This window comes from Paenibacillus cellulositrophicus, assembly GCF_009363095.1.
In the GTDB taxonomy this organism is placed as follows: Bacteria; Bacillota; Bacilli; order Paenibacillales; family Paenibacillaceae; genus Paenibacillus_AQ; species Paenibacillus_AQ favisporus.
In genome coordinates this window covers 618,700-631,564 of sequence record NZ_CP045296.1, presented here as the reverse complement: position 1 = coordinate 631,564, position 12,865 = coordinate 618,700, and the positions used below count along the sequence as shown (strand labels likewise).

The 12,865-nt window shown below is 53.0% G+C and carries 11 protein-coding genes; 2 read left to right on the top strand and 9 right to left on the bottom strand.

The genetic code is table 11. From position 1 onward, the window contains the following. Positions 1-6: 6 nt before the first annotated feature. Genes GCU45_RS32525 through GCU45_RS32515 form a run of 3 tightly spaced genes read right to left on the bottom strand, consistent with a single transcriptional unit; the run spans position 7 to position 2,995 of the window. Positions 7-987 carry a zinc-binding dehydrogenase gene (locus GCU45_RS32525; protein ID WP_152404249.1) on the bottom strand — a complete coding sequence of 327 codons (981 nt, stop codon included), beginning with the start codon at positions 985-987 and terminating at the stop codon, positions 7-9. Further along, positions 984-2,546: a class I adenylate-forming enzyme family protein gene (locus tag GCU45_RS32520; protein ID WP_152404247.1), complete on the bottom strand. Its 1,563-nt coding sequence runs from the start codon at positions 2,544-2,546 to the stop codon at positions 984-986. Before GCU45_RS32520 ends, GCU45_RS32525 begins: the two co-directional genes overlap by 4 nt. Before the next feature lie 38 nt (positions 2,547-2,584). Next, positions 2,585-2,995 (bottom strand): PaaI family thioesterase, encoded by a 411-nt coding sequence (locus tag GCU45_RS32515; RefSeq protein WP_152404245.1) that lies wholly within the window; start codon positions 2,993-2,995, stop codon positions 2,585-2,587. Positions 2,996-3,172: 177 nt separating this feature from the next. Here GCU45_RS32515 and GCU45_RS32510 point away from each other — a divergent pair, with 177 nt between their 5' ends. Next, positions 3,173-4,156, top strand: a complete 984-nt coding sequence (locus GCU45_RS32510) for an MBL fold metallo-hydrolase (protein WP_152404243.1) — start codon at positions 3,173-3,175, stop codon at positions 4,154-4,156. A 118-nt stretch (positions 4,157-4,274) separates the two neighbouring features. Here GCU45_RS32510 and pepF read toward each other — a convergent pair whose 3' ends face one another. Continuing rightward, a complete protein-coding gene (gene pepF, locus GCU45_RS32505) occupies positions 4,275-6,074 on the bottom strand; it encodes an oligoendopeptidase F (protein WP_152404240.1) in 1,800 nt (599 codons plus the stop codon). Between the two features lie 95 nt (positions 6,075-6,169). Next, positions 6,170-7,057, bottom strand: coding sequence for a helix-turn-helix domain-containing protein (locus GCU45_RS32500; protein WP_152404238.1), 888 nt, complete (start codon positions 7,055-7,057; stop codon positions 6,170-6,172). Positions 7,058-7,205: 148 nt separating this feature from the next. Here GCU45_RS32500 and GCU45_RS32495 point away from each other — a divergent pair, with 148 nt between their 5' ends. After that, on the top strand, positions 7,206-8,690 hold the full coding sequence (locus GCU45_RS32495; protein ID WP_152404236.1) for a sulfatase: 1,485 nt from the start codon (positions 7,206-7,208) through the stop codon (positions 8,688-8,690). A 141-nt stretch (positions 8,691-8,831) separates the two neighbouring features. Here GCU45_RS32495 and GCU45_RS32490 read toward each other — a convergent pair whose 3' ends face one another. From GCU45_RS32490 to GCU45_RS32475, 4 genes are all read right to left on the bottom strand, one after another. After that, a complete protein-coding gene (locus GCU45_RS32490) occupies positions 8,832-9,515 on the bottom strand; it encodes an ABC transporter ATP-binding protein (protein ID WP_152404234.1) in 684 nt (227 codons plus the stop codon). After that, entirely contained in the window at positions 9,512-10,636 is a 1,125-nt protein-coding gene (locus GCU45_RS32485; RefSeq protein ID WP_152404232.1) for an ABC transporter permease, read from the bottom strand. The genes GCU45_RS32490 and GCU45_RS32485 overlap by 4 nt, the downstream gene beginning before the upstream one ends. A gap of 66 nt (positions 10,637-10,702) precedes the next feature. Further along, complete coding sequence (locus tag GCU45_RS32480) at positions 10,703-12,079, bottom strand: sensor histidine kinase (RefSeq protein WP_152404231.1); 1,377 nt, start codon at positions 12,077-12,079, stop codon at positions 10,703-10,705. Further along, the gene (locus GCU45_RS32475; RefSeq protein ID WP_116230596.1) at positions 12,076-12,753 is read right to left on the bottom strand and encodes a response regulator transcription factor; all 678 of its coding nucleotides are present in this window, start codon (positions 12,751-12,753) and stop codon (positions 12,076-12,078) included. The genes GCU45_RS32480 and GCU45_RS32475 overlap by 4 nt, the downstream gene beginning before the upstream one ends. Positions 12,754-12,865 lie beyond the last annotated feature (112 nt).

Genomic DNA, 12,865 nt, shown 5'->3' with positions numbered 1-12,865 from the left:
GCTTGTTTAAGGATGAATGATGATCTTGCCGAAAAATTCCCGTTCTTCGATCAAACGGTGCGCTTCCCTGATATCTTCCAGCGGCAGTACGCGGTCGATGACCGGCTTCAGTTTTTTACGGCTTACCAAATCCAGCAGCGTATGCAGATCTCCCTCTCCCCAGCCGTTGGAGCCGATGATCGAAATCTCGCGGACCCATACGTACCGGAGGTCTGTAACGGCATCGAATCCCGTCGTCGCTCCGCAGGTCAGAATCCGTCCTCCTTTGCGTGTCGCTTTGATGCTCTGCGGCCAGGTGGCTTTGCCGGTATAGTCCACTACAATATCCGCGCCTTGCTTGTCCGTCAAAGCCCATACTTCCTTGGAAAAATCGGTTTTGCTGTAATTGATCACATGATCCGCCCCAAGCTCTTTCAGCTTCTCCGCCTTGCTGTCCGATCCGGCTGCCGCAATAATGCGTGCCCCTGCCAGCTTAGCGATCAGCACCGCGGCATTCCCTACGCCGCCGCTAGCCCCCAAGATGACAATCGTTTCGTTAGCCTGAAGCCTGCCCTGCGTAATCAGCATCCGCCAGGCCGTTCCATAAGCGATCGGAAGTGCAGCCGCCTCGTCAAAGGAGATGCCTTCCGGAAGAGGAATCAAATTGATTGCCGGAACCTTTACGTATTCCGCCAGTCCACCCGTCGTATCCTCACCGAGTGCCCCTTTGCCAGGGATATGCGGATCGATCAGGACCCGGTCACCGGGATTAACGTTCGTGACCCCGGATCCGATCTCTTCGACGACGCCGGCGACGTCTCCACCCGAAATATGGGGCAGCTCCAGTTTTCTTCCTGGAATCCCTCTCCTGACGAATATATCCAAATGGTTCAGGGATACCGCCTTAACTCTGACTAGAACTTCTCCATGACCGGCTTCCGGTTTCGGATAATCCCCCACCACCACATTGTTTCGATCTCCATGTTCAAGAATCAGCGCTGCTTTCATATCGATTTGCCCACTCCTTTTTGTAATTGTTCGGCCAACATTTGTTTGAGCCGCGTCCGATCCACTTTCCCCGGACCGGTCAGCGGAAAAGCGTCCAATTCGTAAATCTCGCGAGGATGCGCATAGGCCGGTCCCCGCTCGATGAAGAAGCGCTTGATTTCCTCACGATCGGTGGGATGATTCAATACGACAAATGCTGCGGGCACTTCCCCCTTGAGTTCGTGAGGGACCGGAAGAACACAGGCATCCTCGACATGCGGATGCTGGAGCAGGATGTTTTCGACTTCCTTCGGATAGACGTTCTCGCCGCCTACGTTAATCATGTCGTCCTTGCGTCCAACAATGTAGACATAACCCTCATCGTCCTGCCACGCCATATCTCCTGTTTTGAGCCAGCCGTCTGAGGTGATCCGTTTGCGCGTCACGTCCGGCAAATTCCAATAGCCGTCCGCTACGCCGGGGTTACTCACCCACAATTCGCCTATCGTTCCCTCCGGGACATCTGCTTCTGTCGCATCCAGGATCCGAATCGAACATCCCGGAAGCGGAAAGCCGGCCGATCCCGGCTTGTGCAGGCCTTTACGCGATTCCAGCACAACCGGTCCTCCTTCGGTAAGGCCGTAACCTTCATACACCTCGATGCCCATCCACTGCTTGATGTCCTCCAGGAGCTCAACCGGCGTATCGGACGACCCGCATATCGCATACTTCAGTGAGCTGAGATCATAAGAAGCGGGTGACTCTTTCAGGTGAGTCACAAGCATGCGATACAGGGCTGGAACGCCGGAAATATAAGTGGCCCGATGCGTCCCGATCGCATGAAAAATAGCCGCTGGCTCAGGCGCCGGAAGGATAACGGCAGATGACCCGGAATAAAACACCGCCTTCATGGACAGCATGGCATTCTTATGATAAAGAGGCAGGGATATCACGATCCGGTCTTCCTGCTGCAAGTCGCGGATTTCGGCAATCGCCGTTACGTTCCACAGCTGACCGCTGTGAGTGAGGCGGCATCCTTTGGGATTTCCCGTAGATCCGGAAGTGTACGGAAGCAGGCACAGATCGCCTCCGCGGGTCGGATACAGGTCCAACTGGGTATCCTGTGACGATAGTATTTCATCATACACCAATGAATTCAGCCCGAGATCGTCCGGATGTGATTCCGTCGTGCAGATGACGCTTGCCGCGACATCTGCCTCCTGATGAATGATCTTTGCCTTGTCCCCCATAGATGAGTGGTAGACCAGCAAGCGGCTGCCGCTATCCCTGTAAATATAAGCAAGCGTATCTGTGCCCAGCTTCGAATTCATCGGCACCGGAACCGCTCCTATGGTCATCAGTCCGAAGCAGATTTCCAAAAACCTGAAGTCATTGATGAATAGCACGGCCACCCGGTCTCCGGGCTCAACACCAAGTCCGGCAAACAAATTGCCCGCCTGGTTTGTACGGCTCCGAAGCTCACCGTAGTTTATCGTTCTCCCTTGGGCAATGATCGCAGGACTTAAAGGAGCACGAGCTGCCGAGGAACGAATGATTTCTGCAAAATTGTAAGAGTTCATCGCTGCTCCACCTTTGTATTCTGAATATTGTTGGCTTCTTACTCCTGTTTTGAGCTAAACAATCCTCTTCCGATAGCAATCGCTTTACCGGTTGTATCGGCAGCCACGATGTCGGCGATGCTGACGGTCCTCCCCAGCTTGACTACGGAACCGGTAAACAGCAGATCCCCCGCCCTCCCGGGACGCAAGTAGTCAATTTTGAGATCGACCGTCGGTACCGGCTGATTCAGCTGACTGAACACGGCAAAATATCCGGCGATGTCGATGACAGTGGCAAGAATCCCCCCGTGGATATATCCGTCAGCAGAGGTATAAAAGAGCTCGTTATAGGGCAGCCGGATCGTAACGGACTGCTCGTTCACTTCTTCGAGCCGGATGCCCAAAAATTGATGAAACTTCGTACCGGTCAGAACCGGCTCAATTTCTTCTCTAGTTAAAACGGCGGCCATAGGTTCACCTCCTTTTTGTTTGCCTGTGAAACATTTTTATTCATACTAAACCGGTAGGAATTAAAAGTCTAATTGAACTTTTCTATATAAAATCAAATAAAATCTATATGTCATTGACGCAAGGCTCGACATTGATCTATAGTTCTCACTAAACTTCGACAAAGAGGAGATCAATTCATGGAGACGCCGCTGAAGCAAATCTATCAGATCCGCATCCCGCTTCCTTTTCGACTCAATCACGTGAACAGCTATCTCGTTCAGGACGGGTCTTTTTGGAGCGTCATCGATCCCGGTCTGGACACCTTAGTTACCGAGAAATCATGGGTGCAGACGCTGCATCAGCTCAATGTAAAGCCCTCTGATATCCGCAATATTTACATCACACATTTCCATCCTGACCATTATGGGTTTGCCGGGAAGATGCAGCGCTGGACGGGAGCCGAAGTGAATGCAAGTGGAGAGACTTATGCCTTGGCGGAGCGCTATTATAGCCAAGAGCAGGCGGAGCGAAATCTCCATTTTTATTTAAAAAGCGGCATGCCGGAGACGCTTGCTCAGGATGTAGCTGAGCTGGACTCGCGGCTGCTCCATCAAATTTCCCCATTTACGGGTACAAGGGTAAACCTGCTGAAAGGTGACTCGATCGTGCTCGCCGGGGAGCCGTATGAAATCCTACTTGGCGGCGGTCATGCAGAGGGCAGCGTGGGGTTTTGGAATGCAGAGAGGCAGGCGCTGATTGGCGGGGATCTGCTGCTGCAGAAAATTACGCCCAACATCACATATCAGTACGAAGAGGATGAGGGGAATCCGCTTGAGTCCTATTTCGAGACATTGAATGCGCTGCAAAGACGGATGGTTCGCACCGTTCTGCCCGGACACGGACCGGTGTTTCAGCCGCAGACGGACTATTTTGAATCGGTGATCGCCCACCATAAGGAGCGGCTCGATCATGTCCTGGGCATTGTACATGAGGCTGGAAGCGCTGGTACTACGATATATGACATTAGCATGAGGCTGTTCTCCAAAGTTTTTGACAAGGACAGCGCACGGTTTGCGCTTGGGGAAACCGCAGCACACGTACGTTACCTGGAACGACAAAAACTCTTGCGGGTGCAAGAGTCCAGGGGAAAGTATTCCGTATATGAAAATGCACAGTATTAGCTTCACATAGCCGTTATTCCACACATCCAGCAAAAATAGTACCATTCTCAAACCATCTCGATCTAAAAAAAAGAAAGGTCCGGTAAATCCGGACCTTTCGTCTTTTTCATGAAAAAAATCAATACAAACTTTCAAGCTCATCGATCAGGGAACCGACATAAGCGGCCGCACTCCGGATCGGATCGGGCTGAGACATATCCACCCCGGCCAGCTTCATCAGTTCCAGTGGGCTCATAGAGCCACCGGCTTTTAACACTTCGAGCCAGCGGTCCACCGCAGGCTGTCCTTCCTCCCGGATCAGCTTGGCGACGGCTGTGGATGCAGAGAGGCCGGCTGCATAGGTGTAAGGATACAAGCTCATATAATAATGCGGCTGGCGCATCCAGGTTAACTTGGCATCTTCGTCGATGACCACGTCCGCTCCCCAGAACGATGACAGGATATCGCCTTTCAGCTCGCACAAGGTTACCGCAGTGATCGGCACATTCTTCATGGCCAGTTCGTAAACTCTACGCTGGAGCTCGCCTTCCAGTAAATGCGTCACAAAGTTATGGAAGTACGTGCCGAGCAGCTGCGAAATCACCCAGCGGCGCATTCTAGGTTCACTAGACCGCGCCAGAAGATGATCCGCCAGCAAGAGTTCGTTCATCGTTGACGGCGCCTCGATAAAATACAGGGACGGACGGGCATTCGTCAGCCGCTGATATTTCGCTGCGAGCATCAAATGGCCGGCATGCCCTACTTCGTGAGCGAGCGTAAACGCCCCGCGCATGCTGTCGGACCAGCTGATCAGAATGTACGAGTGAACGCCCGGAATCGACGAGCAGAAAGCCCCCGTGCGTTTGCCGGCATTGTCCGCGTAATCCACCCAGCGGTTGCGGAAGGCATCCGATACGATTTCCCCGTACTCCGGTCCGAGTATTGCCAAGGCTTCCTTGATCAGTTCTCCGGCTTCCTGAAAAGATATTTCCGGGTTGTAATCGGGATCGAGCGGCGCTTTCAGGTCGGCAAACGTCATCTCATCCAACTGGAGCACCTTTTTCTTAAGAGCGGCATATCTGCGCATATGCGGCGCCAGCTCCTCCTGCAATATATCCAGGACGTTGTTGTACATCTCCTTGGTGACCTGCTGCGGCTGCAGAAGCATATCGGTCACGGACTCGTAACCGCGCAGACGGGATTCAATGACCTGCCGCTTGACTTCGGTGCCGTATGCCTCGGCAAACGTATTCCGGTATTTGTGCAGCGTGTCGCTGAACGCTTTAAACGAGTTGCGGCGCAGTTTCGTATCAGGCGATTCGCAGTACTTATTCTCGTACAGGGCAAACGAGACCGGTACTTCTTCCCCTTGGCCGTTCACCGCCTGCTTGAAGGTCATATCGGCCAGCTTGCTCCGTTCATAAATCCGGTAAGGAGCATCCAATACCTCGCCCAGCGATGCGAGCACCTTCTCCGTTTCTGCCGTCAAGCGGTGGGGCTTCGTTTGCAGGAGCAGGCGAAGGCTGCGCTCGAATTCCCGAAGTTCGGGCTGATCTGCTATGTACTGGTCAATCGTACCGTCCGGAAGCGCAATGATGTCGGATTTGATAAAAGACAGCGCCGAGCTGACCTGCGACGCAAGGTCGCGCGCTTTCGAAGCGTTCGTCTGATTCTCCGGATTGATGCTGTCGCCGGACTGATGCAGGTAGGCGTACGCTCCTGCCCGGCTCATTCTGCCGGAAAGCTCTTCCTGGGCCTGCAGGCAGGCCAGCAAAGTGTCAGCGCCTTGACTTAGTTCGCCTTCATATTTCGCAACCGTGCCGATATCCCGCTGAATATCATTTAATTCTTGTTCCCATGCTTCTTTGGACGGAAAAATATCATCCAGGTTCCAGGTGGTTTCCACCGGCACTTCAGCCCGTGTTAAAATTTTCGACATATGCAAAGCCCCTCTCCCAAGTACTTGAATTGACCATTGTATAAATACCAATATGCTCCATTGTATCATAGATGGATACGGTAACGGTAAGCGTTTTATTGATACAACGAATTGTTCTTCCGGTAGTGTGAAGGGGGCATGCCGACGATTTTGCGGAAGGTGGCCAGGAAGTGGCTGTACTCCTCGAACCCGACTTCAGCGGCGATATCCGCAAGCGGCCTGTTGGTGGCCAGCAGCAGTTCCTGCGCTTTCCCGATTCTTACCTGCAGCAAATATTGGTAAGGAGACACCATTAAATGTGTGCGGAACAGAAGTCGCAGATGGCCCTCGCTCGTATTGGCTACCTTAGCCAAATCTCCAAGTCTAATGGGAGCAGCATACAATCTTTGAATAAAAGCGCAAACTTCGCGCACCCTCTCGTCGACGACCGGTTCAGGGGTCATCAGATGCGGCTCCAGAACGCGGATCATTTCGGCAAACCAGTTCAGGCAGACTGCCTGTGTCTGCAGTTGCCTTGCGGCCTGGGAGATGGATAGCATACCGTCTCCTCTGCTGGAAGCCTTCTCCGAATCACGCGGCTGCCAGGCACGAACGAGATTGTACCAGCTGTCCTTAAGCTTTCGCCCATCCTCAATGTTTTGAATCCGGAAGCGGGGAGGCAGCCCGTACAATTCGGACCACTCGATCCCATGCATGTATACCGACACACTGGCAGACAAATAATGGATCGCTCCTCCTTCCCCCTCCCCTCCTTCCGTCATAAAAGTGGTGTTCGGCGGAATCAGGACCACTTCTCCCGGCTGCAAGTCATAGACTTGTGATCCAGCGAGCAGCCTGCGGCGGCCGGCCAGAATATACCACAGTGTAACGCCTGGGTTGCGGTACCCCGGAGCGTTCCATTCCGGGCTGCGGATCCATTCAAACGCAAACTGCAGCATCACTTTGTAGGGTTCATGAACGATTCCAATCGGATCAGGGAACATTTTTCAACAGCCACCTCGGGTTCGGTATGACAATGCCATGTTGTTCGTTTTTTATGAGAAAATCATCGTTCTTTTCTACTGGATAATCTTTCGTTTATTTTAACATAGATCTATGAAAGAGAACCTGGTCCAAGAAAGGGATGATGGAATGAAGGCCATTATGGTCATGTTTGATACGTTAAACCGGCGCATGCTACCTTCTTATGGCTGCGATTGGACGCACCTCCCCAACTTTCGCCGATTGGAAGAGCGGACGGCGGTTTTTGACCGCAGCTTTGTCGGCAGCATGCCATGCGTGCCTGCTCGCCGGGAGCTGCATACCGGGCGCTACAATTTCCTGCATCGGAGCTGGGGGCCGCTTGAGCCTTACGACGATTCCATGCCGGAAATTTTGAAAAACGAAGGTGTACATACGCATCTGGTCACGGATCATCAGCATTATTGGGAGGATGGCGGGGCGACGTACCACAGCCGCTATACGACCTACGAGTTCATCCGCGGTCAGGAAGGCGACGCCTGGAAAGGCAGGCTGGAGGACCCGGTCATCCCCCCGCAAGCCGTCGACCGTCCACTGACGGGCATGTTCCGCCAGGACTGGATCAACCGCGAGTATGCCAAGGAAGAAGAACGTTATCCGCAAGCCTTAACTTTTGAGGCGGGTTTGGAATTTATCCGGGCGAACGCGGATCAGAACCGCTGGTTTCTTCAGCTCGAGACCTTTGACCCCCATGAGCCTTTCCGGGCTCCGGAACGGTTTCGAAAGCTGTACCCTCATGCATATGAAGGCAAGCATTTCGACTGGCCGCCGTATGAAGAAGTCCGGCAGTCCCCGGAAGAAGTGGAGCATTTGAGGTATGAATATGCCGCCCTGCTGTCGATGTGCGATCACTACCTCGGTCAGGTGCTCGACTTGATGGATCAGAACGCCATGTGGCAGGATACGATGCTGATCGTGAACACGGATCACGGATTTCTGCTGGGTGAGCATGATTGGTGGGCCAAATGCATCCAGCCTTTCTACAACGAAGTGGCCCATACACCGCTCTATATTTGGGATCCGCGCTCGGGCGTTCAGGGGGAGCGCAGACAAAGCCTGGTGCAGACGATCGATTTAGCGCCAACCCTGCTGGAGTTCTTTGATGTTGAAATCCCTGGGGATATGACCGGGCGCCCCCTCCGAGACACCATTGCGCTCGATACGCCGGTGCGCAAGGCCGCGTTATTCGGCTTGCACGGTGGCCATGTGAACTGTACGGACGGACGGTATGTGTACATGCGTGCCCCAGCAGGCCCAGAGAATGGTCCGCTCTACAACTACACCCTCATGCCAACGCATATGCGCACACGCTTTTCGGTCGAGGAGCTGCAAAACATCGAGCTGGCGCCTCCGTTTGCATTTACTAAAGGCGTATCCCAGATGAAGATTCCCTCGGAATCTTTGGAACGTTACCATGGATTCGGCACGATGCTGTTCGATATGGAGAAGGATCCCGGGCAGAAACATCCATTCCGGGATGAGGACATCGAGCAGAAATTGACCGGGTACATGCTGGAACTGATGACTGCCCACGATGCGCCGGAAGAGCAATACGTTCGGCTCGGCTTGGAGGGATACAGACGTAAGACGCAGTGATATTTTACAAAAACCTCATAAAAAGAACGGCAATCTCCTCACAAACCGTGTTGGGGATTGCCGTTTATTCACTTTAGACCTTCGCCGGTATGCAGGGAGATCCCAGGTGCATACCGTATATTTTACCTTGTTTATCGAATGTCACACCGGATGCTCCGTCAGCTTTCCTTTATCCAGATAAAATACCCGGTCGCAATGCGGGAGCACCCTGTCGTCATGCGTAACCATCACCGCGCTTTTCCGCTGCTCCTTAACCTGCTTCGCAATCATGGCGACAACTTCCAACCCGCGCGAAGCGTCCAGGCTAGCTGTCGGCTCATCGGCGAACAATACGGCGGGGTCATTCATCAGCGCCCTGGCGATCGCCACCCGCTGCCGTTCACCCCCGGAAAGCTTATGCGGATAAGCATTTTTCCGATGTGTCAGCCCCATTCTCTGAAGAAGTTCGTCCGCCCTCTGAGCGCAAACCTCCTTGCTGCTCCCTGCCAGCTTAGCCACGAGCATCAGCTGCTCCTCCACCTTGAGATACGGTATCAGATTGGCATTCTGAAAAATAAAACCCATCTTCCGGAGTCGCAGCTCTGAAAGAGCTTGTTTGTCCTGGCCAAGGATAGACTTGCCGTCTATCAAGACATCTCCTCGAGTTGGCTCCAGCAGCGCCCCAGCGATCGACAAAAACGTGCTCTTACCGGAGCCCGACGGTCCCATGACGGCGACCAGTTCCCCTTCCGCTACCTTCAAGTTGAGACGGTCCAGGATCGTCCGCTGAAATCCACCGTCTGCAAAAGTGCGCGTGATGTCGTGCATTTCCAAGCGATTGTTCATACTCCTGCCCTCCCTATTGCGTCCAATGCTTCAATGCGGGCTACCTTCCACACCGAAAACAGCGAGCCGGCCAAGGACATCGCGATAAACGCAGCGCAGGTAAGCGCCAGCATGTCTGCCCCTAACTGAAACGGCATCGTCCCAGGAAGCGCCATTTCTAACACTTTGACCAGAAAAATGCTGACCGCCAAGCTGAATACGGATAAGAGCAGTACTTGAAGCGTCACGCTTCCGGCCAGATACGAAGTGCGCGTGCCAATCGCTTTGAGGATGCCGAATTGGCTCGTTTTTTGAATCGTGATGACATAAAAGAAGACAGCCAGCACGAACGCCGAGATAACAAACAGGAACGCGATCATCATCAGAAGCGAACCTTGCTCCTCTTTGTATCCGGGAATCGCCGACACAGCATCCGCCTTCTTAATGATCTCTGTGTTCGGAACCGCACTTTGAAGCTTAGAGACCTCCCCCTCCGTTGCTTTAACCGCAACCGCGTTATATGCGGCCTGCCCTTCGGCACTGCCGGGCCCTGATTGCGCAGACGATGGCAAATGAAGTCCCATCCACTCCTCCTTGCTCAAGAACACGGCCGGAGCGTGGCTGAACGACTCATTTTTGACAAAACCGGTTACGGTCCACCGGGTTCCCGAAGCTTGATCGACCAGGATGGATCCTAATCTGACGCCATGCTCCGCCAGCTTCTCATCCACGACGACACCGCCTGTTTCCTGTTTCTCCGTAGTCCCCATGGTTAGATCCGGTGCCAGCCATCCTTTGGGATTAACGGCTAACAGCGCAACGTCGATTTTTTGAATGTCACCGGAAAGAACGATGCTCGTCATTTGCACCCCCAGCGGCTCCGCATTCGATTCGCCCACGACGGACCGGGTCTGTTCTAGCTTCTCCCCACTGATTTGTGAACGGGTAAAGCGATGATCGGATCCTTGCTCCAGCACGAAATGGGTGGCGGGCATATTTTGGATCGATGCTGCATTATCATAGGCCAAACCCTGGGCCAGACCTGTGACGAACAGCACGAGAAATGAAATCAGCAGCATGATGGCTGCAATCAACGTATACCGGGCCTTGGCGAATCTGATTTCCCGTAAAGCTAAATACATCCTGCTTCCCTCCTTTGGAATGAGTCCAGTATAGGAAGCGAATGTGAACGGCGCATGAATGGCAAATTACAACGCAGGCAGCGTAACGGTAAAGCTGGTTCCTTCGGGTGAACTGGTTACCTCGATGTGGCCTTCGTGAAGCTGCACGATCCTTTTGACAATGGCCAGTCCAAGGCCTGTGCTTCCGGAGCCCCGTTCATGCGCCCGGTCTGCGCGATAGAAACGGTCGAATAAAAAGGGCAAATGCTCTGCGGCTATGCCGTCGCCCGTATCCCGGATTTCCACCTTGATGTCGGCATGCGTTTGTTCGGCATGAACGGTAATGGTCCTCCCGGCAGGAATATGTTGAGCAGCGTTTCCGATCAGGTTCATCCACACCTGTATGAGCAGCACGTCGTCACCGGTTAACGTTATAGATTCGGGTATAGATATTTTCAGCAGAAGCTCTTTCTCCTCGATACGCCACTGGAGCATCTGAACCGCCTGACGAACCTGATCGCGCAGGGAAAATGTTTTCCGGTTAACTGCAACCTGTCCCTGTTCCAGGGATGAAAGCAGGAGCAGCTGCTTGCTGAGCATCGAAAGATGGCGGCTTTCCTGTTCGATAATAGATGCATAGTGCGCAGATTCCTCTGAAGATAGACGGGACCCGCCAAGCAGTTTGGCAAACCCCTGAATCGACGTCAGCGGCGACTGGATTTCGTGCGAGACGTTGGACACAAACTGCTGTCTGGCCGCGTCCGTACGCTCCAGCTCCCGGCTCATGACCATAAAATGCTCGGCGAGCCTGCCGATTTCGTCCCTGCGCTTGGTCGGCAGCACGATATTGTAATTCCCCTGCGCGATACGCTTCGTTGCTTCTGACAACCGGGTCACCGGCTTAACGAGGTAGCGTGTGCTGATCAAAAACAAGACGACGCTGATAGCTACCGTCAAGATCCCGACCAAAGCGAAAAAAATCCGCAGCTCTCCAAATTGCAAAATGACGTCAGGATGCATAAACAAAGCGAATTGACGGCCGCCTGCCGCGACGGGTACCCCGACCGTATTGCTTAACCGGTTATCGAAGAACCCGGAGATAAAAGGCTTGTTCGGGAATTGGGCTACCCCATGATAGACGTCTCCCTGCAGAACCTCCGATATCGTGCTCTCGCCCAAATCCATTTTGCGAAAACTGCGGCCGTAATATCGGTCATCATTATCACCGTCCGTCAAATAAATCTGATATCCAAGCGCTGCCGCATTCTGCAGGTAGGCATCGACATCCGCAGGCTCATTCTCCAAGAACCGCTTCATTTGGCTGGCGATTCCGACGAGCTTCTCGTCATTGAACGGTTTGAGCTTGACATGGTAATACATATTGGAAGCCAAAAAGCCAAGCGTGCTGCTGACAACAATCACAATGAGGGTGATAAGAAATACACGCGAGTACAGCGATTTCATCGTTTGGGCACCTCTAATTTGTACCCGATGCCCCTTACCGTTTGAATGGAGAAATCGTCTGTATAGTCGGCAAACCGCTGGCGAAGCCGCTTGATATGGACATCTACCGTTCGGTCATCCCCCTCGTAATCGGCTCCCCATACCAGCCGGATCAGCTCGTCCCGCGAAAACAGCCTTCCCGGATATTGGGCAAGCTGCGAGAGCAGCTCAAATTCCTTCATCGGCAGCAAAAAGACGCTCTGGCCATCGGTAACCTCCACGTTGTTCCGGTCGATCACGATTCGGTTCAAATAAAGCGTATCGCTTGAGGTTCGCTGATAGCGGCGGAACAGCGCCTTGACGCGAAATACCAGTTCCTCCGGTTCAAACGGCTTGGTCAGGTAATCATCTGTTCCCCGGGAGTAAGCCTCTTCCTTGTCGGTTAGCTGGTCTTTTGCCGTCAGCATGATGATGGGAATATCGTAATTTTCCCGAATATATTCGCACAGCTCGTATCCGTCCATATATGGCATCATGATATCCACGACGGCGAGGTCCATGTCATGCCTGTCCATCATTTTGGCTGCTTCCATACCGTTCTCGGCTTCATAGACTTGATAGCCCTCTCTCGTCATGACGAACCTCAGCAATTCGCGGATATGGCTGTCATCGTCCACAATTAGCAGTTGTCTCATCGAAACTCCCCCACTTTATACAACATTCGTAACGATCAATATATCAAAAGGAGATGAACGGCATATGAACAAAACAATACAAAACCGCACCTCCCTATGAATCCTCATCATT

What these genes read in the sequence shown, in the direction of transcription:
- GCU45_RS32525 (WP_152404249.1), bottom strand. Translation starts at nt 987, where the DNA reads ATGAAAGCAGCGCTGATTCTTGAACATGGAGATCGAAACAATGTGGTG.
- GCU45_RS32520 (WP_152404247.1), bottom strand. Translation starts at nt 2,546, where the DNA reads ATGAACTCTTACAATTTTGCAGAAATCATTCGTTCCTCGGCAGCTCGT.
- GCU45_RS32515 (WP_152404245.1), bottom strand. Translation starts at nt 2,995, where the DNA reads ATGGCCGCCGTTTTAACTAGAGAAGAAATTGAGCCGGTTCTGACCGGT.
- GCU45_RS32510 (WP_152404243.1), top strand. Translation starts at nt 3,173, where the DNA reads ATGGAGACGCCGCTGAAGCAAATCTATCAGATCCGCATCCCGCTTCCT.
- pepF (WP_152404240.1), bottom strand. Translation starts at nt 6,074, where the DNA reads ATGTCGAAAATTTTAACACGGGCTGAAGTGCCGGTGGAAACCACCTGG.
- GCU45_RS32500 (WP_152404238.1), bottom strand. Translation starts at nt 7,057, where the DNA reads ATGTTCCCTGATCCGATTGGAATCGTTCATGAACCCTACAAAGTGATG.
- GCU45_RS32495 (WP_152404236.1), top strand. Translation starts at nt 7,206, where the DNA reads ATGAAGGCCATTATGGTCATGTTTGATACGTTAAACCGGCGCATGCTA.
- GCU45_RS32490 (WP_152404234.1), bottom strand. Translation starts at nt 9,515, where the DNA reads ATGAACAATCGCTTGGAAATGCACGACATCACGCGCACTTTTGCAGAC.
- GCU45_RS32485 (WP_152404232.1), bottom strand. Translation starts at nt 10,636, where the DNA reads ATGTATTTAGCTTTACGGGAAATCAGATTCGCCAAGGCCCGGTATACG.
- GCU45_RS32480 (WP_152404231.1), bottom strand. Translation starts at nt 12,079, where the DNA reads ATGAAATCGCTGTACTCGCGTGTATTTCTTATCACCCTCATTGTGATT.
- GCU45_RS32475 (WP_116230596.1), bottom strand. Translation starts at nt 12,753, where the DNA reads ATGAGACAACTGCTAATTGTGGACGATGACAGCCATATCCGCGAATTG.